Source organism: Pseudoalteromonas sp. NH0006-26 (assembly GCF_057552415.1).
In genome coordinates this window covers 163,853-184,135 of the sequence record NZ_BAAJMJ010000002.1, presented here as the reverse complement: position 1 = coordinate 184,135, position 20,283 = coordinate 163,853, and the positions used below count along the sequence as shown (strand labels likewise).

14 protein-coding genes are annotated in these 20,283 nt (G+C 40.6%); 13 read left to right on the top strand and 1 reads right to left on the bottom strand.

The genetic code is table 11. The annotated features are described in order from the left end of the window. The first annotated feature begins 112 nt into the window (after nucleotides 1-112). The 3 genes from AC27JR_RS03545 to AC27JR_RS03535 all read left to right on the top strand — a co-directional run bounded on the left by AC27JR_RS03545 (nucleotide 113) and on the right by AC27JR_RS03535 (nucleotide 4,343). Nucleotides 113-697, top strand: a complete 585-nt coding sequence (locus AC27JR_RS03545) for a YqaA family protein (RefSeq protein WP_487172803.1) — start codon at nucleotides 113-115, stop codon at nucleotides 695-697. A 64-nt stretch (nucleotides 698-761) separates the two neighbouring features. After that, nucleotides 762-1,661 carry a GGDEF domain-containing protein gene (locus AC27JR_RS03540; RefSeq protein ID WP_487172955.1) on the top strand — a complete coding sequence of 300 codons (900 nt, stop codon included), beginning with the start codon at nucleotides 762-764 and terminating at the stop codon, nucleotides 1,659-1,661. Nucleotides 1,662-1,736: 75 nt separating this feature from the next. Continuing rightward, the gene (locus tag AC27JR_RS03535; RefSeq protein WP_487172802.1) at nucleotides 1,737-4,343 is read left to right on the top strand and encodes a DUF2339 domain-containing protein; all 2,607 of its coding nucleotides are present in this window, start codon (nucleotides 1,737-1,739) and stop codon (nucleotides 4,341-4,343) included. A gap of 48 nt (nucleotides 4,344-4,391) precedes the next feature. Here the strand turns inward: AC27JR_RS03535 and AC27JR_RS03530 are convergent, their stop codons facing one another. Continuing rightward, entirely contained in the window at nucleotides 4,392-7,832 is a 3,441-nt protein-coding gene (locus tag AC27JR_RS03530; RefSeq protein ID WP_487172801.1) for a hybrid sensor histidine kinase/response regulator, read from the bottom strand. 461 nt (nucleotides 7,833-8,293) lie between these two features. On the opposite strand from AC27JR_RS03530, the gene AC27JR_RS03525 reads away from it, so the two are divergent. The 10 genes from AC27JR_RS03525 (at nucleotide 8,294) to phoR (ending at nucleotide 20,176) form a co-directional block, all read left to right on the top strand. Then, nucleotides 8,294-8,557: a DUF4212 domain-containing protein gene (locus tag AC27JR_RS03525; RefSeq protein ID WP_008464847.1), complete on the top strand. Its 264-nt coding sequence runs from the start codon at nucleotides 8,294-8,296 to the stop codon at nucleotides 8,555-8,557. 10 nt (nucleotides 8,558-8,567) lie between these two features. Then, the gene (locus tag AC27JR_RS03520) at nucleotides 8,568-10,292 is read left to right on the top strand and encodes a sodium:solute symporter family protein (protein WP_013465754.1); all 1,725 of its coding nucleotides are present in this window, start codon (nucleotides 8,568-8,570) and stop codon (nucleotides 10,290-10,292) included. A 139-nt stretch (nucleotides 10,293-10,431) separates the two neighbouring features. Then, complete coding sequence (locus AC27JR_RS03515; RefSeq protein WP_131691608.1) at nucleotides 10,432-12,270, top strand: DUF294 nucleotidyltransferase-like domain-containing protein; 1,839 nt, start codon at nucleotides 10,432-10,434, stop codon at nucleotides 12,268-12,270. Nucleotides 12,271-12,275: 5 nt separating this feature from the next. Continuing rightward, nucleotides 12,276-12,899, top strand: a complete 624-nt coding sequence (locus AC27JR_RS03510; protein ID WP_076918379.1) for a 3'-5' exonuclease — start codon at nucleotides 12,276-12,278, stop codon at nucleotides 12,897-12,899. A gap of 127 nt (nucleotides 12,900-13,026) precedes the next feature. Then, nucleotides 13,027-13,767 carry an SIMPL domain-containing protein gene (locus AC27JR_RS03505; RefSeq protein ID WP_487172800.1) on the top strand — a complete coding sequence of 247 codons (741 nt, stop codon included), beginning with the start codon at nucleotides 13,027-13,029 and terminating at the stop codon, nucleotides 13,765-13,767. A gap of 183 nt (nucleotides 13,768-13,950) precedes the next feature. Continuing rightward, nucleotides 13,951-14,964, top strand: coding sequence for an erythrose-4-phosphate dehydrogenase (gene epd / locus AC27JR_RS03500; protein ID WP_008111201.1), 1,014 nt, complete (start codon nucleotides 13,951-13,953; stop codon nucleotides 14,962-14,964). Between the two features lie 49 nt (nucleotides 14,965-15,013). Beyond that, nucleotides 15,014-16,189, top strand: a complete 1,176-nt coding sequence (locus AC27JR_RS03495) for a phosphoglycerate kinase (RefSeq protein ID WP_008111199.1) — start codon at nucleotides 15,014-15,016, stop codon at nucleotides 16,187-16,189. A gap of 211 nt (nucleotides 16,190-16,400) precedes the next feature. Next, the gene (gene fba, locus AC27JR_RS03490; RefSeq protein ID WP_008111197.1) at nucleotides 16,401-17,465 is read left to right on the top strand and encodes a class II fructose-bisphosphate aldolase; all 1,065 of its coding nucleotides are present in this window, start codon (nucleotides 16,401-16,403) and stop codon (nucleotides 17,463-17,465) included. Between the two features lie 628 nt (nucleotides 17,466-18,093). Next, nucleotides 18,094-18,783, top strand: a complete 690-nt coding sequence (phoB, locus tag AC27JR_RS03485) for a phosphate regulon transcriptional regulator PhoB (RefSeq protein ID WP_008111196.1) — start codon at nucleotides 18,094-18,096, stop codon at nucleotides 18,781-18,783. Between the two features lie 76 nt (nucleotides 18,784-18,859). Further along, nucleotides 18,860-20,176, top strand: coding sequence for a phosphate regulon sensor histidine kinase PhoR (gene phoR, locus AC27JR_RS03480; RefSeq protein WP_487172799.1), 1,317 nt, complete (start codon nucleotides 18,860-18,862; stop codon nucleotides 20,174-20,176). Nucleotides 20,177-20,283: the final 107 nt, after the last annotated feature.

Here is a 20,283-nt window from a genome sequence, read left to right as displayed (position 1 = left end):
AAGATAATAAAGCACTCTTTTGCTGATTACTATGTTGGTTGTATTTCTTCAGGCAGCATTAACCTTATTATGAGATGATTTAATCACTTACCTCATTGCTAACAGGACGTTTATGGCAGTACAAAAAAAGCTCAAGCAAAAAACACGTCAGTTTATTGAGTCTAAAAATATGCTCGGTGGGATTACTATTGCCTCATTTTTAGAATCCACCATAGTGCCCATTCCACTCGAAGCTGTTTTGGTGCCCTTAATGCAGGCAAGGCGCGAAAAACTGTGGCAAATTGCTCTTATGGCAACACTAGGCTGTATTGTGGGTGCGCTATTTGGCTACGCTTTAGGTTATTACTTATTTGATGTGATTGGCGATTGGGTTATCAACACATTCTCAAGCCCTGAGCAGTTTGAAAACGTAAAACAAAAAATGCAGTCACAAGGATTTTGGTTTGTATTAAGCCTAGGTATCGTGCCTATTCCGTTTCAAATTGCGATGCTAGCCGCTGGCGCGACTAAGTATTCGCTGGCGCTGTTTTTATTAGCAAGCGCTATTGCTCGCTCTATACGTTATTTTGGTTTAGCAATAGTGGTGTATTATGCGGGTAATCAAGCTGAACGTATTATCAGCAAGCACAAAACTAAGGCCATGATTGGACTAACTATTTTAGTTGCGATTGGTTGGGTTATAAGCACATTAATTTAAAATTAATCAGTTTTAGTTTATGGTATAGTTTTAATAACAATAATAAATTTTAATATAGCCTATGATGAATCCGGAAAAAGTGAGCCTTAAGCTCAGCCGTTTTGTAAAAATTACCAGATTAAACAAGCTGTTAATTTTAGCTACGCTGGCATTTATTATTGGTTTTTCAATTTTTTCGTTAATGCGCTTCCCTCCAATAGATATAACACAAAATCTCTATGGCTTTACCACTGACTTTATTAATTTAGTGGTTATTTTCACTATTTTCTTTGTGGTGCAATGTTCACAGTTAGCTAAAAAAGCCTATGTTTATGTCAGTATCGGTTTGATGCTATGGATTGTAGGCTCTACTGCCGATGTACTTGATGAAGTGACACGCCAACCCTATTGGGTGAGCAACTACATCGAAGATTTATGTAGAACACTCGGCATGTTAATCACCGCTTATGGTTTATTTAAAACCATGCATTTTATGCAGCGAATGCACACCCGCTTGGCGCAAGAGTTTATTATAGATGATTTAACTAAAGTGTATAACCGACGCTGCTTTTATCAGCATGTGAAGGGGATTGCTAATAATCCCTATACTGTTTTAATCATAGATATTGATCACTTCAAACGTATTAATGATGACTTTGGCCATGATGTGGGCGATCAGGTGCTTAAACAGTTTGCTAGCAAAGTAAATGCGCTATTTAACAATGAAAATACATTTGCTCGCATAGGGGGGGAGGAATTCGCCGCTTATCTGCCTAGTTATGAGCTTGATGAAGTACTTAACTTTGCGCAGACTATCCTAGAGACTGCTCGCACTATTACAGTGCAAAATCAGCGCTCTTTAACGGTTAGCATTGGTATTGCACATCGTAGCAGTGAGCAGAGCTTTGATAATGTGATGAAACGTGCTGATCAAGCATTATACCGTGCTAAAAAAGCAGGCCGTGATCGCCTTGAGGTTGCTTAAACATAGTGATTTTATGAAATAGACTTCGTTTGTGCTATTTTTGGGAGCTCTTGTTACGAGATAAAAAGGAATTGTATGGATGAGTTAATCGGATTAGCAATTATTATATCTATTGCGATTGTTGCAGGGGCCATATGTGGGTTAGTAGCCTTAGTGCAATTGAACTCCCTAAAACAAGAGGTTGCAGCATTAAAACTAAAACTATTTCAGTTTGAGTTAAATGCAAATGCAGCAATAAATGAAAAATCTCCCGCCGATCCTCAAATAGATAATGCAAAATCTCTACACCGCTCAGATATTCCAGCCGCTGTTTATAAACCAGTGAGCATTAAACCTACATCAGTTCGTAAAACGATAGCTAAAAAACCATCGAGTATTGAACTGCTCTTTAAGCAGTTACGTGCAGGCTTCGAGCAAAATTGGATGACCTGGATTGGTGCTATTGCTTTGGCTTTAGGTGGCGTATTTTTAGCAAAATACAGTTTAGAGGCGGGGCTACTTTCACCAGCAATGAGGCTCAGTGCTGGTGGGTTATTTGGTGTTGGCTTAATCGCAGCGGCGACCTATTTACATTATAAACGAATCGTTTTTGAAGGCTTTAATAATTATATTCCTGCAGCCTTGGCTAGTGGCGGCTTTATAACCTGTTTTGCCTTAATGTTTTTAGCTTATAACAGCTTTAGCATGCTCAGTGCTGAGTGGGCGTTTATTGGCTTAGCAGTTATTGCTCTGTGTGCTAGTGCAATGGCAATAAAGCTAGGCCCTTTACTTGCAGTAATAGGCATTATAGGCGCATACAGTGTCCCTATTTGGGTAAATACGGGCAGTGGGCAGTTATTTTCTTTGCTTATTTATGTTGCCCTTGTGAGTGTTGCTGCGACAGTAGTGGCACAAAAAGTAAAGCGTGTTTGGCTGTGGTATTTACTATGGGTAGGGCATATTGGTTGGTATTTGGTTGGACTCACTTTATTTACCTACGACACAGTGTGGTTAATAGGCGCTTTTGCGTTGTTAAGTATTTTAGGATTAATCGCTATTGCACGCTTAGGGTTAACCTTTAAAACCCTTGAAGTACGCCCGCACAGTTTTAAACGGTTAGTTAATTTATTTCCAGATCATGGTTTGTTACTGGCCTTTATTGCGCCTTTAATGGTTGCCATGCTGTTGAGTGTGTTTAATATACAATGGCAAATAGTGGCGTTATTAAGCATCGTTTTACTCCTATTTTTAGTGCTAAAAAATAGTCGTTGGGATGCATGGCAAGGGGTCTCTTTAGTGATTGCGCTGTTATTAGTGATCAGTGCTGAACAAACTTATACCTTTGATGATGCGTTATTTATTTTTAAAAATGAATACGGATTAGGCTTATTACTTGCTCTGGGCTTGAGTGGCTATGGACTTTATTTTGGCAATATATACCCAAAAAGATTAGCCTTTCATTTGCTTGCTTCATTAAGCATGTTTGCATTAGTTGGCGCCTTGTATGCGATGATCCCAAACACGGCTTTAGCAACCGCTTACCCACTTTGGGCGGTGTTGCTATGTTTAATGAGTGCGGTGTTAATAAAATTTACTCAGCATCAAACAACCTTATGGCAGCGCTTTAGTTATTGGGTAGGGGCAAACGCCAATATTACCTTAGCAATTACTATGTTACTCAGCGATAGCGGCCTTACCATTGCTCTGGCTGTTCAAGTATTACTGTTGAGCTTATTAATAAAAAAATACAATGTGGCAATGCCACACTGGCCAATAAAGGCGCTTGTGGCGGCATTACTTTTACGTCTAACCCTATCACCTTGGACGCCTAGTTATGAAGAGCTAACACTATTTGATTTGCATTGGAGCTTAGTTGTTTACCCGCTTTGTATTGGGTTATTTTTTACAGCGGCTAAATGTTTTAATGCTTCACAACTAAAAATATGGCTCGAAGGAGCAGCACTGCATTGCTTAGCGTTATTTGTGACAACCGAAACCAGTTATCAACTGGTAGGGCATTACCCACAACTTTTTTCTTTAAGTTTTTATGAGCAAGTATTACTTAGCTGTAACTTACTTGGCTTAGGCTGCGTTTATTTATACCGTGCGCAAAGTGCTGGGCAATTAGGTCAGTTATACCGTACTGCAGGTCTTATATTATCTGCATTAGCTGGCTTATTGTTAATTAAAACAACGTTAGATGATAATCCGTTATTAATGCGTCTTTATGTTGGTGAAACACCAATCTTTAACTGGGTGCTTTTAATTTGGCTGGTACCGAGCCTGCTGGCGTTATGGTTAGCGAGTTTAGTTAAATCGTTAAATGCTAAATTGAGTCAAATTACACTCGGTGTGTCAGGTTTATTAGCGGTATTAGCTATCAACACCTTGATCCGCCAATATTGGCAAGGCGGCTTCATTTATCTTGATAAAGCAACCAGTGACGCTGAACTATATAGCTATTCGGTCATTTGGTTATTACTGGGCGCACTGGTCGTGATTACCGGGCATTTAAAGCAGCAACGGTTACTGCAAAATGTTGGTTTAGGTATTCTTGGCGCTGTAATTGTTAAGGTGTTTTTAATTGATATGGCAAACTTAACGGGGCTTTTAAAAGCATTATCCTTCATTGGTTTAGGGCTGTCGCTGGTAGGGCTTAGTTGGTTGTTCCAAAAACTCAGAAAGCGCAATTATAACAATTAAGCACAGGTGTTAGCCCAGTATTTACTGGGCTAACACGTTTATTGAACATTAAGTACTGTGATTCAGCAGTGCTTTAAGTTTACCTGGTTTTACTGGTTTACTCAGATAATGAATGTTTTCTGCTTTGGTGGTTTGTTTTAGCTCAGTGTCACGCACTGCGGTAATTAAAATAGCCGGAATATCGCTTTGCCAAATCTCGCGTAGCGCTTTAATTAAAGTAATGCCATCCCAATCATTACCTAATTGATAGTCCATTAAAATAACATCAGGTGCCCCCTGTTCTTTTGCATAAGTTAACACCGCGTCTACTTTATCGAATAGGGTGTAATTTGCTTGCCAGCGTTTCAATAAGCTGGCCATGGCGGCAAGGTTTTCAGGGTCGTCGTCAACGGCAATAATATTTATCGCGGCGCGGTTGTCGACTATATTTTGACTGGTTTGTTTTTGCTGTACTAATTGCGCATCACCATAAGGGACTTCAATACTAAATCGGCTGCCTTTGTTAGGTAATGAAACCACATCAATCGGCAGGCTCAATAAATCAGCCATACGTTTAACGACCCCTAAACCTAAGCCAACGCCTTTATTATCGCCCGCTTCAATTCGGTAAAAGTCGTTAAATATTTTTGCTTGTTCAATATCGCTAATACCTGGGCCGGTATCCCATACTTCAATCCGTAAACTGTGTTTTCTGTTTCTGCAGGCAATTAACACACGGCCATTTTCGGTATATTTAATCGCATTTGACAGCAAGTTTTGTAGTATTCGACGCAAGTAAGTAATATCGCTGTGTACTATTTGTTTATTTGAACGTACTTTAAATGAAAGTCCTTTATCGCTCGATAAAATCGCATATTCGCTTTTAAGAGGATCTAAAATATCATCAATGCAAAAGTGACGGGGATTTGGGGTCATTGCCCCTTGCTCTAGCTTGGCAATTTCTAATAAAGCCGACATTAAATGCACGGTGGAATCTAGGCTATCACCTAACTTATTAAAATTATTTTTATTGGTGCTATCTAACTGGGTTTCATCAATGGCGGCAAGGTATAAACGTGCCGCATTGAGTGGCTGTAAAATATCATGGCTGGCGAGTGCTAAAAAGCGAGTTTTACTATCATTTGCTTGCTCAGCTTCACGTTTAGCTAAAGTGAGTGCTTGCTCTGTTTGTACGCGACTATCGATTTGTGCTTGCAGGCTACTATTAATGGTTTGCACTTCTTGGGTGCGCGCTTCAATACGGTTTTCTAAGTCCATATTAATTTCTTCGAGCGCATTTTGCGTACTAATATGATTAGTAATATCAGAAAAGCTAGTTACAAACCCCCCGTCAGGCAGTGGGTTACCTATCATTTCGTACACTTGGCCATTTCGACGATGGCGAATAAAATGATGTGAACTGCCATTTTTTAAATGCTGAACCCGCTTATCAACATGGCGGTCAATTTCACCTGGGCCGCATTCACCGCGCTCTGCGTTATACCGTATTATTTCTTCAATGGGCTGGCCAACTTGTAAAAAACCTTCAGGGTAGTTAAACATTTCGCTATAGCGCTTATTCCAAGCAACGAGGTTGAGATCTTTATCTACCACAGAGAGTCCGTGGCTTAAGTTTTCTAGTGAAGTAAATAGTAAGTTCTGATTAAACTGCAGTGCTTGTGTGGTTTCATCAAAAAAGTTTACTACTTCTTCAAATGCCATTCGTTTGCCAGACGATACGGTATGAATAAGTGCTTGCGCAGAGGAGGCACCTAATACGCCAGTCAGTGCGCGTTCGCAGTAGGCAATAAAGTCAGCGCGAGGGTGTGCGTTGTTGTCGTTTAAATCATGATGGAGTGCGTAATGCGATAAAATTTGTTGGCTACGTTGAATACCTAAAAAGGTTTGCAGTAAAATTTTAAAGTCATACACCGTGGCTTTTACGTTTTTATTTAAGCGACGAGATAAAATGGCCTGATCTTTAGGATTAACAAATGCCGCCGCTTGAATTTTATCAATTAAGCGCTCTTCAGCTCCTAGCGAAAAGCTAATGTAACAGCCAATATTAGCAAACAACGCGATTAAGGTTCCTCGAGTTATAAGTGTTTGTTGCAGCTCACTGTCTAGTGGGTTGGGGGCTTCTAAAATAGGCAGCATTAAAAACAGTACCCAACAAATGACCCCAGCGAGTAGCCCGGCATAAACACCATAAGCATGGCCTTTTCGCCAATATAAACCACCTACAATAGCAGGCAATAACTGCGACACCAGTGAGAAAGCCACTAATCCCATACTGGCCAGCGCGCTGCCATTACCAAACCATTGCTGATAGAAGTAGGCTAAAATAAGCACCCCGGCAATGGTAAATCGACGCACCAACAAAATACGAGATTTGTAGCTGCTAGTGATTAAATTACGTTTAAATTTACGGCGTAACATTAAGGGCAGCACCACATCGTTGGAGATCATGGTACTTAGCGTAAGCGTGGCTACAACAATCATGGCCGTGGCAGCTGAAAGCCCACCTATAAATACAAAGGTGGTTAAAAAAGCGTTATCGTGCAGCATAGGCAGTGCCAGTACAAAGCTGTCTGGTGATAAGCTGCGGCCAATTTCTGGATGAATAGCAGCGGTGGCAATAGGTAAAATCATTGCTGCGGTCAATAACAAGTACAATGGAAAAGCCCAGCGAGCAGTGAATAAATGGCGCTTATCTTGGTTATCAACCACGGTTACATGAAATTGGCGTGGCAAACAAATAATAGCCGCTGCCGCCATCAGCGACTGACCTACAAAGTTAAAGCTAAAAAAGTCAAACTGTGCCCAATGCAGCCAAATGGACTCGGCAACTTGGCTAGAACTCTCTGCAGGTAAATTAAATAAGCTATATATTGCAAGCCCTGCTACAGCGGCTAGAGCAAACAACTTTATTAGCGATTCAAACGCCACTGCGAGCATTAAACCTGAGCGATACTCGGTTACATCAACTTTACGCGTGCCAAAAAATATAGCAAATAGCGCCATCATTAACGTGGCCGATAACGCCAAAATGTCCCCAGATATCTGATTACTGCTTTGCAAAAGTAAAAAGCTAGAACTGAGCGCTTTTAATTGCAGAGCAATATAAGGAATAGTGGCCAATAAGGCGATAATGGTCACCATGATGGCGGTGGTTTGGCGTTTGCCGTAACGTGCTGAAATAAAGTCGGCAATGGTGGTAATATTTTGTTTTTTACTCACCAATACCAGTTTACGTAAAAAGCCTTGGCCGAAAAAAAACAGTAAAGCGGGCCCTAATAAAATAGGCAAAAAGCTCCAACTACTGGTAGCTGCGGTGCCTACCGAACCATAGTAAGTCCACGAAGTACAATAAATCCCCAATGCAAATGAATACACAAATGGGTGATGACTAATACGCTTGGCCAGTGGCGTGGTCTTATCGCCCCAATTTGCCAGCCAAAACAGCAGACCTATGTAGCCAAAGGCAACGATCAGTAGTACAGCCGTCATGTTTATTTAACCTCATAGAATATTTTTATAATTTGCCATAACTATACCCAAACTATCTCAAGATGCGAGCGTCAGTTGGAGTTTGAAGTAGTTTGCTTATTTACAATACCTAGTTGTGGATAAAGTAGGGGGTATACATTTTATTTATATTATCTATAAATAAAATAACATACTGATTTATATGCTTTAATTTTTATTTGTCTATTTAGTTAGACTAATGTCTTATTCCCACGGTTTGTTTAAATTCGGCTAAAAACCTCAGTTATTAAAATTCATTAAGCTACTGAAACTAAAGTAGTTCATGGTTTGTTTATTAATCAATCGCTAGCAGTTTACGAAAACGTTAATATGTTGTTACGACTATTGTCGCAATTCAATATTTGAATTGCATTGCTAAATTGGTTAACGAATATAAAAAACCACCCATCACAATCTTGTGATGTTTAAAGGGGAAAATAAAAATGGCTTTTAAAAATGAAGAACAAGCAAAAGCTTATTGGGCAGAAAACATTTCATTACTGTTTAAATTATTAGCAGTATGGTTTGTAGTCTCTTTCGGCTTTGGCATATTACTGGTTGATGTACTTAACGAAGTACGTTTTTTTGGGTTTAAACTTGGCTTCTGGTTCGCCCAGCAAGGCGCGATTTATACCTTTGTGGCTTTGATTTTTGTGTACGTTTTCAAAATGAATACGTTAGATAAAAAATATGGCGTAGACGAATAGGAGCTAATCAATGGATGTTCAAATACTCACATTTATAATCGTCGGTTTAAGCTTTGCGCTTTATATCGGTATTGCAATTTGGGCTCGTGCTGGGTCAACAAATGAATTCTACGTTGCTGGTGGTGGTGTACCTCCACTTGCTAATGGTATGGCAACTGCTGCGGATTGGATGAGTGCTGCGTCATTTATTTCAATGGCGGGTATCATCTCGTTTGCGGGTTACGACGGAAGTGTTTACTTAATGGGGTGGACCGGTGGTTATGTACTACTGGCTATGTGTTTAGCGCCTTACTTACGTAAATTCGGCAAGTTTACCGTGCCAGATTTTATCGGTGACCGTTACTACTCACGTACTGCGCGTTTAGTGGCTATTTTATGTGCCATCTTTATTTGTTTTACTTACATTGCGGGTCAAATGCGTGGTGTTGGTGTGGTGTTCTCGCGTTTCTTAGAAGTTGAAATTGAAACCGGCGTTTACATCGGCATGATTATTGTTTTCTTTTATGCCGTACTTGGCGGTATGAAAGGTATTACTTACACGCAAGTTGCGCAGTACTGTGTACTAGTATTTGCTTATTTAGTACCGGCTATTTTCATCTCTATGATGGCAACCGGTCATTTCTTCCCACAAACAGGGTTTGGTGCCACGCTAAGTGATGGGTCAGGCATGTATGTATTGGATAAACTAGACGGTTTAAGCACCGAGCTTGGGTTTGGTCAGTACACTGAAGGCTCTAAGAGTATGATTGATGTATTTGCAATCACAGGTGCTCTTATGGTGGGTACAGCCGGTTTACCACACGTAATTGTTCGCTTTTTCACTGTACCTCGCGTTAAAGACACGCGTATTTCAGCTGCGTGGACACTGGTGTTTATTGCTATTGTATACACAACAGCACCCGCAGTAGCTTCGTTTGCCCGTGTAAACATGATTGATACAATTAACGGTAAAGACGGAAGCGGTACAGCGTATGCAGATGCGCCTGCATGGATCAAAAACTGGGAACGTACGGGCCTAATCACCTTTAATGATAAAAATGGTGACGGCAAAATGTTCTACACATCAGGTAAAATCACTGACCCTAATAGCGCAAACGAAGTAAACGTTGACCGCGATATTATGGTACTAGCGAACCCTGAAATTGCAGATTTACCAGCCTGGGTTATTGCACTCGTTGCTGCTGGTGGTATTGCCGCGGCACTATCTACTACAGCGGGCTTACTATTGGTAATTTCGACCTCTGTATCGCATGATTTACTTAAACGGACACTCAAACCGGATATAACCGACAAGCAAGAGTTACTTGCAGCGAGGTTGGCAGCGATGATTGCTATTGTAATATCCGCCTACTTTGGGATTAACCCGCCAGGATTTGTGGCCTCGGTTGTAGCCTTTGCCTTCGGCTTAGCGGCGGCGAGCTTCTTCCCTGCAATTATTATGGGTATTTTCTCTAAATCTATGAATAAACATGGTGCAATTGCAGGCATGGTAACGGGTATCACCTTTACTGCTGCATACATCATCTACTTCAAGTTTGTGAGTCCAGAGCTTAATAGCCCAGAAAATTGGTTCTTAGGTATTTCACCTGAAGGGATTGGTTTAGTAGGCATGATCATTAACTTTGCAGTAGCTGCAGGTGTTATGAAAATGACTCAACCGACACCAGTTGAAATTCAAGAAATGGTTGAAGGTATTCGTAATCCTAAAGGGTCTAGTGAAGCGCATGCTCACTAATCCATATATCTAATGATATAACCCATCAAAGCCCGACTTAAGTCGGGCTTTTTATTTGTTTAAATAATGACTACATTAAATAATCGCTATATTAAATAACCATATTTCAGGTTAAGTCGCTTTTTATTGAGGATGATTTATGAGTAGTGAGCAACAGGAAGTCGCGCAGTTTATTAACAAGCAAGCACCATTTTCAATGTTACAGGACAGCGCCTGCAGTTATTTTGTTAACCATCTCGATAGTATTTATTTGACCCGAGAAAACCAAACGCAATGGCTTAACAGTGAACAGCCTAAATTATTTTTAATTCGTTCCGGGTTATACGATTTAGTGGATGCTCAAGGCGATACGGTAACGCGTTTAACTCAAGGTGATTACTTTGGTTACCCCTCGTTACTGACGGGAGATTCAATACAAAACAGTTTAGAAGTACAAAAAGAGGGCATTGTCTATATGCTCGACCAAACGGATTTTGATTACTTACGTCGAGAATATAAAGCATTCGAGCAATACTTTGTTCGTGCTCATGCTAATCGATTGCTGTCATCACATTATAAAAGTAACAACGACAGCTGGTCTGAGCGTAAAATATCAGAGATCATGACTCGCAAAGCGATTACGCTGCCCCCCGATGCCAGCATCCGTCATAGTGCTAAAAAAATGCAAGAGCATGGGATTTCATCAATGATGATCACCGAAAATTCGCATCTTGTTGGAGTAGTTACAGATCGGGATTTACGTAACCGAGTGCTTGCTGATGAAGTGGATCCCGCGCAAGCTATCAATAGTATTATGACCAATAAGCCTAAGTTTATATTTGAAAATAACCGCGTATTTTCAGCGCTGCACTTAATGCTTAAGCATAATATTCATCATTTACCTGTGCTTGACGAAAACCATAAACCGCTAGGAATGATCACCAGTACAGACTTACTACGCCAACAAAAAAGCGACCCAGTGCAGCTAATTGGTCGTATTTACAAGGCCCATAATGTGGCTGATTTAAAACGTTACGCGAAAGAAATTCCTGAGTTATTAAAAGGGTTTTCAAATAATATTGATGATATTTCGCTGATCGGAAAGTTACTCAGTGGTTTAACCGATGCGTTGACCTCGCGGCTAATTTTTTTATTTCAACAACACCATGGCGCCGCGCCAACCAGTTTTAGTTTTATTTGTTTTGGCTCTCAAGCGCGCGAAGAGCAAACACTGCATTCAGATCAAGATAATGGCTTGTTATTACCTGATGGTCTAAACGATGAACAGCACGCATATTTTAAACAGATGGGCGAATTTGTTTGTGAAAACTTAGTTGAGTGCGGCATTCGTCGTTGTCCTGGTAACATAATGGCTAGCAGTGATGCGTGTCGAATGAGTGTTAGTGATTGGCGGGCGAAGTTTTTAAAGTGGATCACCAGTCCCACACCCCAGGCAATGCTCAACTGTAAAATCTTTTTTGATCTGCGTTTCATTGAAGGCTCAACCACACTCTATAGCCAGTTTTGTGAAGAGTTGACCCATATTTCTCGCAACGATCTTTTTTATGCGGCAATGGCCAGCGATGTTAACGCTAATAGTGCGCCGATTGGTTTATTTAATAACTTTAAAACCGAAAAAACAGAACAACACCACAAGTACATCGATCTTAAAAAGCGCGGGGTGGTGATCATTAATGATCTAGCGCGACTTTATGCATTGAAAGTAGGCATTCGCCGTGCTAACACCCAAGAGCGATTGGATGCCTTATTAAAGTATTCATTGTTAAGCAAAGAAGATATTTATAATTTAAAAGATTGTTGGCGATTTTTAACTCAGCTTCGGCTGCGCACGCAAATAAACGAAGAAGGGTTACCCAGTAATTGTATTAACCCAGACAAACTCAATTCGTTAGAACGTCATCAGCTTAAAGAAGCGTTTTACTTAGTAAAGCAAGCGCAGCAAGGTGCGGCGTTTAAATTTGCGCGTGGGAGTTTGTAACAATAATGGTTAAGCAGCTTATTACGCGGTACTTAAAGCGTCGCCACTTGCTTGCGCAAAGTGCTCTAAAGCAACGTTACTTAGTGATTGATTTAGAATTAACAGGGCTTGATCCTAAACAACATGAAATTGTTTCGGTTGCTTGGGTACTGATTGATAATCAATGTATTAAAAACAGTCAGTCGCAGCATATCGTTAATAAAGAGGTTAAAAGTCTAGAGCAAAGCCCTGTTTTTCATGGCATTAGTACTGACTCGGTGGCACAAGGGCAAAGCCTACAGAGTATTTTAATGTCTCTAAGCGCTCACTTTAGTGACTGCATTTTAGTATTTCATAATGCCATGCTCGACTGGGGCTTTTTAAAGTTAGCACTAAAAAATGCAGGGATCACCCAGCGGCCTAAGCTGATCATCGATACCTTACAAATAGAAAAAAAGCGCTTACTGCAACACGCAAGCGATATAAAATTAGATGATTTAACCTTAAATGAATGCCGTAATCGCTACGATTTACCAAGCTATCATTGTCATCACGCTCTTACCGATGCACAAGCCACTGCCGAATTGTTATTAGCCCAATGCCACCAAATAGGCGCCGGTAAAGAACTTAAAGTAGGCGATCTAACGTAGGTTCTGAAGAGCGAAGCGAAACCCAACTTTAAAGTAGGCACAATGGCTTAGTTTTATTCAGTTTACTTTTCTTCTTGTTTGTATAATTATGGGAACGCATGTTTAATTAAAAATTCAAGGAACGAATATGAAACTTATCATCGCTATTTTTATTACCTTATTCCCTCTTATTGCTTTTGCTAATTCAGGCGTGCCAGCTAATCGTCATATTTCTGTGCATGGCACAGCTGAGGTATTAGTTGAGCCAGATATGGCTCAAATTATATTTGAAGTAAAAAGCATTGAAGATACATTACTTGAGGCTAAACTTGAGCTTGATGGCCGGATTAGTTTGTTACTCGAAGAATTAGACAAATACGCCTTTGGGCAAGGTGATGTTCATATATCGGGTTTAAAAAGCAAGGTATACACTAGGGTTGGTACAGAATCTGGAACTGTTTCAGGCGATAAGTATTTAGCACTGAAAACAGTTAAAGTCACATTGAAAGATATTAAAAAAGTCGATGAATTTATTGATTTTGCCCAACGCTTAAAAATAGACAATATCAAAAAAATTAATGGTTTATCCTCCAAGGCTAAGCAGTTAGAGGCAGAGGCGACACAACTAGCAATCGATAACGCAAAAGCGAAGGGAAATAAGCTCGCTCAGTCTTTTGGTGCTGAACTTGGCAACGTTTATAGTATTAGTGCAAATTCCAGCAGCTCAGATTATGACGCGAGCGGTGTTAAGCACATTATTTTATCTAGCCACAGAAATAGCATGGCTGCTAGAAATAACGAGAGCCCATTTACGCAACAGCAATATTTAGGTGCAACAATAAGCGTTAAAGCATCTATAAACGTGGTGTTTGATTTAAAACTAAAATAGCAAATACCGCAAATACCTATTAGCCGAGCTAAAAGTAAAAGCGCATTGCGTGTTGATTCTGACGTTAATTTAAAGTTTCTAATGCTTGGCTCTTATAATCACAGGCAAGGTCGATTACAATACCGCCATCTAAAAGGCGACGCTGCCTTTCTCTGTACGTAACTAGAGTGGATTTTATATTTCATGGCAATCAAACTTGCAATTAATGGTTTTGGTCGTATTGGTCGAAATATTGTCCGCGCACTATACGAATCAGGCTTAAGCGACGAGATTAAAATTGTTGCGATTAACGAATTAGCCGACCCTGAAGCTATTGCCCATTTATTAAAATACGACACCTCTCATGGTCGCTTTACCTTCCCAGTTAAACTAGGTGAAGACACTATCAGCGTTGCTGATGATACCATTGCATTATTTTGTGAAGAAAACCCAGTTGAATTACCATGGCAAACGCTAGATGTTGACGTGGTACTTGAATGTACAGGCGTGTACCACTCACGTGAGCACGCGCAGTTACATATTGCCGCAGGCGCTAAAAAAGTGTTGTTTTCTCATCCTGCTGATAATGATGTAGATGCGACCATTGTGTATGGCATAAACGACGATGAGCTGAAAAACGAGCATACTATTGTCTCTAATGGTTCGTGTACCACCAACTGCGTTGTTCCTGTTATTAAAGTACTCGATGATGCCTTTGGTATTGAATCTGGCGCCATTACAACGATTCATGCGTCAATGAACGATCAGCAAGTGATTGATGCGTATCACCATGATTTACGCCGAACTCGTGCCGCTAGCCAATCTATTATTCCGGTAGACACAAAATTAGCCCGTGGTATCGACCGTATTTTACCTAAATTTAAAGGTCGTTTTGAGGCCATTGCCGTTCGTGTACCGACCATTAATGTGACTGCCATGGATTTAAGTGTCACGGTAAATACCGATGTTGATTTAAACGCGGTTAATAGTGCGCTTAAAGCACAAGCTAAAGACAGGCTTGAAGGTATTTTAAGTTACACCGAAGAGCCGCTGGTATCGGTTGATTTTAACCACGATCCCCATTCTTGTATTATTGATGGCACACAGACACGTGTTAGTCATAAACGGCTGATAAAATTACTAGTTTGGTGTGATAACGAGTGGGGGTTTGCTAATCGCATGCTTGATACCGCTCGTGCTATGATGGCATTTAAGTAATATTTAAAACGTATTTATTGGTTTAGTATCGTTAACTAAGGAGATGTTCATGTCGGTCATAAAAATGGCAGATTTAGATTTAAACGGCAAGCGTGTATTAATTCGTGAAGATTTAAATGTACCCGTTAAAGCAGGTAAAGTGACGTCAGACGCACGTATTCGTGCAGCACTACCTACTATCAAACTTGCGTTAGAAAAAGGCGCGAAAGTGATGGTTATGTCACACCTAGGCCGTCCTACGGAAGGGCAATACGAAGACGAGTTTTCATTAGCCCCCGTTGTTGATTACTTAAATGATGCACTTGAGCAAACTGTTCGCCTAGAAAAAGATTACTTAAACGGCGTTGATGTTGCAGATAACGAAGTGGTTGTTTTTGAAAACGTGCGTTTTAATAAAGGCGAGAAAAAAGACGACGAAGCCTTATCAAAGCAATTAGCTGCATTATGTGACGTTTACGTAATGGATGCCTTTGGTACTGCGCATCGCGCTCAAGCGTCAACCCATGGTGTGGGTTTGTTTGCTGATGTCGCGTGTGCCGGTCCATTATTATCGGCTGAACTAGAAGCATTAGGTAAAGCACTTGATAACCCCGCTCGTCCGTTAGTGGCAATTGTGGGTGGCTCTAAAGTATCCACTAAATTAACGGTACTTGATTCATTGTCTAAAATTGTTGATCAGCTGGTTACCGGTGGTGGTATTGCCAATACCTTTATTGCTGCTGCTGGCCATCCTGTAGGTAAGTCACTTTATGAAGCTGATTTAATGGATGAAGCAAATCGTTTATGCGCTGCGGCGAAAGCTAACGATGGCGAAATACCGGTACCCACAGACGTTGTTGTAGGTAATGAGTTTTCAGAGTCAGCTGTAGCAACACTTAAAGATGTAAGTGAAGTCACCAGCGACGATATGATTTTTGATATTGGCCCCGATACCGCAAATCAACTTGCAAAAATTATTGCTAATGCGGGCACGGTTGTATGGAATGGCCCAGTGGGTGTGTTTGAGTTTGATCAATTTGGTAATGGTACACGTGCCATTGCAAAAGCGATTGCTGATTCGAACGCATTTTCTATTGCAGGCGGTGGTGACACCCTAGCGGCAATTGATAAGTACGGCATTAGTGATAAAGTATCGTATATTTCTACAGGTGGTGGTGCGTTCTTAGAGTTTTTAGAAGGCAAAAAATTACCTGCAGTTGCAATGCTAGAATCACGCGCTAAATAATACCTTTGGGTATTAGCTAGCCGTAAAGCAGATGTGCTTATCCCACATCTGCTACAATTAACGAGTAAATACCTCTCACTTTTATTTAGTCGTTAATAATATGAATTTTAGGCCATTTGCCTTTTAATTCATGGCGCAGTGATTGCGCCAAACTAACAAATCCGTTCAAACTAGGTAGTAAAATAACTACCGATAAATTGGAGAATACCCAATGGCTTTAATCAGTATGCGACAACTTCTTGATCATGCCGCAGAGCATGGTTACGGTGTACCCGCGTTTAATGTAAATAACCAAGAGCAAATGCGTGCAATTATGGAAGCGGCTGATAAAACAAACAGCCCTGTTATTGTGCAAGGTTCTGCGGGCGCACGTGCGTATGCCGGTGCACCTTTTATTCGTCATATGATTTTAGCGGCAGTTGAAGAATGGCCACATATTCCAGTGGTTATGCATCAGGATCACGGTACATCACCGGGTGTATGTCAGCGTTCAATTCAGCTAGGTTTTTCATCAGTAATGATGGATGGCTCATTAATGAGCGATGGTAAAACACCTTCAAGCTACGATTATAACGTTGATGTAACACGCAAAACAGTTGAAATGGCGCATGCGTGTGGCGTATCTGTAGAGGGTGAGCTAGGTGTATTAGGTTCACTTGAAACTGGTGAAGCGGGTGAAGAAGATGGTGTTGGCGCTGAGGGTAAACTTACCACTGAGCAAATGCTAACAAATCCAGAAGAAGCGGCAGACTTTGTAAATAAAACCCATGTTGATGCGCTGGCTATTGCCTGTGGTACATCACACGGTGCCTACAAATTTACTCGTCCACCAACCGATGACATTTTAGCAATTGATCGTATTAAAGAAATTCACGCGCGTATACCAAATACCCACTTAGTAATGCATGGTTCGTCTTCTGTTCCACAAGAGTGGTTAGAAGTGATCAACCAATACGGTGGCGAAATTCCAGAAACTTACGGCGTGCCAGTTGAGCAAATCGTTGAAGGTATTAAATATGGTGTGCGTAAGGTAAACATTGATACTGACTTACGTTTAGCGTCTACCGGTGCAATCCGTCGTCATTTAGCGATGAACCCGTCTAACTTCGACCCACGTAAGTTTTTAGCTGCTGCAACCCAAGCAATGACTGATATTTGTATCGCTCGTTACGAAGCGTTTGGTACGGCGGGTCAAGCAAGTAAAATTAAGCCAATTTCATTAGATGAAATGCACCTTAAATACTTAAGCGGTGAGCTAAACCCAAAAATAAAGTAATGGACCAATAATAGCGATATTATTGCACTCATTCAAAAAGCCAGTTGCGTTTGCGCTGGCTTTTTTGATCTATGAGGGATCAGTATTTTACCTAGTTATTAATTAGGGATCACTCGATTACTAACTTGTCATATCTGGGATCATTACTTTACTAACTAAAGCGCTAAAATGGGCATGTTTTAGTCATTTAGGCATCGTAAAGCGCAATGGTAGAATGAAAATTATACAAAAAATCATTGGTTTAGCTTTGTTGGTGGGTAAAATAGTGATCCGTAAAGGGATCTGCTTGATAAAACTCTGATCCCAGCATTTAAGATCATAATAAACCTGATCTAAACACTGTTAAGCAGGTGCTAACTTTTATTATTAAGCGTGAAAATTGATGCTAGTTAGTAATTTGATGATCCCATGTTGATACCATAAATAGTGACTTTAATGATTGATTCTTTTTACTGCAAACCGCTTTTTTATTACTGCTCAAGATGATAAAAATATGACAAATTCTATTTTTTGTCACTATTTTGTGTTTTTTTTACACTCATTTTAATTTAGACGTTACACTTTAATAAAAATGTCATACTTAGTCATAATAATGAAACCTACTCAATAGCCTAAGAGATAAATTGGAATGTCACGTAAAGTATTAGTCGTTGATGACGAAGCACCTATCAGGGAAATGTTGGTTTTTGTTTTAGAACAAAATGGGTTTCAAGCCATTGAGGCAGAAGATTATGATTCTGCAATATCTGCAATGGTTGAACCTTATCCAGATATGGTGTTACTCGATTGGATGCTACCTGGCGGTAGTGGAATTCAAATCGCTAAAAAATTCAAACAAAATGAACACACACGCCAAATTCCTATCATTATGCTGACAGCCCGCGGCGAAGAAGAAGATAAAATACGCGGTTTAGAAGTCGGTGCTGATGATTACGTTACAAAACCGTTCTCACCTAAAGAGTTAATGGCGCGTATTAAAGCGGTTATTCGTCGTGTTGCTCCTACCTCACTTGAAGAGGCCATTGAAGTACATGGTTTGCGTTTAGATCCTATTTCGCATCGTGTGACATCAGGTGGCAGTGAGCTTGATATGGGACCAACGGAATTTCGACTGTTACACTTTTTTATGACTCACCCTGAGCGTGTATATAGCCGAGAGCAATTACTTGATCATGTATGGGGTACTAACGTCTATGTTGAAGATAGAACTGTAGATGTTCATATTCGTCGCCTGCGTAAAGCAATTGCAACCCTTGGACACGACCGCTTAGTACAAACAGTTCGCGGTGCTGGTTATCGCTTTTCGAGTAAATTATAAGTTTACTTCGTAAGTCACAATCTATTAACCTAGCACAGTCAAACTTCTGCTAGCGTTTATAAGGTAAAGAGCGTGTATGTATCGAGTTATTAACAAGCAGGCGTTAACCAAACGGCTGTTTGTCTATTTTATACCTTTGCTTTTAATTGGGGTGCTTATTGGTGCCCCATTTTTGATGTTGTTTTTGGGCGCTTTTTCGCTACTTATGTGGCATTACCATCAGCTTTATCGCTTAAGTGACTGGCTGCATAATCAACGCAGCTTTAACCCGCCTGAAGGGGAAGGGTCGTGGGAGCAAGTATTTGAAGGTATTTATCAGCTGCAACACCGCAATCGTAAAAAGCGTAATGAGTTGGCAGAACTGATACGGCGTTTTCGCGACGGCGCTGAGGCCGTACCTGATGCCGTTGTTGTACTACAAAACGATTTATCAATTGTGTGGTGTAATCAGCTTGCACTCAAAGTGCTAGGGTTACAGTGGCCGGTTGATCATGGTCAGCGCTTAGATAACTTAATTCGCGATCCTAAATTTGCTAAATATATGCGCCGTAAAGAGTTTAGCGATGCACTGGAGCTTGAAAGTGGTCACAGTGTTGAGCAAGTTCTTGAATTTAGGGTGATGCCCTATGCCAATACACAGTTGTTGGTAGTGGTACGCGATGTCACTCGCTTAAAGCAACTTGAGCAAATGCGTAAAGACTTTGTAGCAAACGTCTCTCATGAGCTCAGAACGCCTTTAACGGTTGTTACCGGCTACCTTGAAATGCTCGATAGTGATTCACTGCCCCCGCCTGCAATGTGGAATAAAGCACAAACTACTATGCTAGAGCAATGCAAGCGTATGGATAGCTTAGTCAATCAGTTGTTGTCGTTATCGCGCATCGAAGGAGCAAAGCAACACAGTAATGACAAAGCGGTGAATGTGCCACGATTATTAAAGTTAATTGAAACAGAAGCGAAATCTATTAATCAAGACAAAGGCCATCAACTTACTTTTAATATTGATACATCACTTGATATTACCGGTGCTGAGGATGAACTTAGAAGTGCATTTTCAAATTTAGTATTTAATGCCATTCATTATACTAAACCAGGCGGTAAAATAGAGGTGCTTTGGCAGCGCAACAACGAACAAGCATGTTTTAGTGTTACCGATAATGGTGATGGTATTGCACCTGAACATATTAACCGCTTAACTGAGCGTTTTTATCGAGTAGATAAAGCCAGAAGTCGTACTACAGGTGGCTCTGGACTTGGTTTGGCAATTACTAAACATGTACTTACTCGCCATGGTAGTCAATTAAAAATCCACAGTGAACTGGGTAAAGGTTCCTGTTTTTCTTTCGCATTCTCAAGCGATAGACTTATCGCAATTGCGCCATCAGTGGCGTAATTAGAGTGGTCATAAAAGTGTCATTTAAGAGTCACACCATTGTCATGTACTCACTTTAGAGTGAACCGCAGTTAGGAAATGGGACGAACAAACTGGAGAACCCCAAA